Source organism: Streptomyces sparsus (assembly GCF_054776295.1).
On sequence record NZ_BAAHCA010001311.1, the window covers coordinates 1 to 1,046 of the forward strand.

Genomic DNA, 1,046 nt, shown 5'->3' on the forward strand with positions numbered 1-1,046 from the left:
CCCAGCGGCCGGGGCCGGCGAGGGTGAGCGCGGCGGCGCCGGTGACGAGCAGCAGCTCGTACTCGACGCCTTCCGGTGCGAAGAAGCCGCCGCCCCACTTCACCGCGAGCGCGTTGAGCATGGTTCCGAACACCGCGGCACCGGCCAGCGGGGTCAGCAGGCCGAGGACCAGGGCCAGTCCGCCGAGCGTCTCGGAGACGGCGGCGACCAGGGCCATGGTGTCGGCGGCCGGGTAGCCGACGGAGGCGAAGAAGCCGGCGGTGCCGTCCAGCCCGCCGCCGCCGAACCAGCCGAACAGCTTCTGGGCGCCGTGCGCCGCCATGGTGAGGCCGAGGCCGACACGCAGGACCAGCAGCCCGGCGTCGTGTGCGGTGCGGGGGCCGGGATCGGCGGTCGGGGCGGTGGTGCCGGCGGCCGGTGCGGTGAGGGAGGTCATGGGGCTCTCCACGGAGGGTGAGGGGGCAGCGGACAGGGCTGGACCGACGGAGTGATTCAAATTTGAACCCCGCTGGTCGTCGGCAGCCTACCGTCTGATTCGAATTTGAACAAAGGGAGGCGTAGACTCGACGCATGACCGAGACACGTTGGCTGGACGAGCAGGAGATGGCTGCCTGGCGGGCCTTCCTGGAGGCCGGCCACCGCGTGGAACGCCGCCTGGAACAACAGCTCAAGGAGGCGGCGGGCCTCTCCCACACCCAGTACGAGGTGCTGGTCCTGCTGGCCAACGCCCCTGAGTCGTCCATGCGCATGTCCGAGCTGGCCCACGCCGTCATCACCTCGAAGAGCGGGTTGACCTACCAGATCGGCCGGCTGGAGAAGCGCGGTCTGGTGCAGCGGCGCTCCTGTCCCACGGACGTGCGCGGGGTCTTCGCCGTGCTCACCGACGAGGGCCGGCGCACGCTGGAGGGCGCCGCGCCCGGCCATGTGGCCGCCGTGCGCGAGGCACTCATCGGCTCCCTCGACCGCACCGAACTCGCCGTGCTGGCCGAGGCACTCGGCCGGGTCGGCGAGCGCCTGCGCTGACCCGCGTGCCTCGTGGCGCAGCC

General features: G+C 72.3%; 2 protein-coding genes. One reads left to right on the plus strand and one right to left on the minus strand.

What is annotated here, in order from left to right:
* The coding region (locus ACYVE9_RS28110; protein ID WP_461030705.1) for a DoxX family protein at window positions 1-436 on the minus strand (436 nt) is incomplete at its 3' end.
* Window positions 437-570: 134 nt separating this feature from the next.
* On the opposite strand from ACYVE9_RS28110, the gene ACYVE9_RS28115 reads away from it, so the two are divergent.
* Entirely contained in the window at window positions 571-1,023 is a 453-nt protein-coding gene (locus ACYVE9_RS28115) for a MarR family winged helix-turn-helix transcriptional regulator (protein ID WP_461030706.1), read from the plus strand.
* Window positions 1,024-1,046 lie beyond the last annotated feature (23 nt).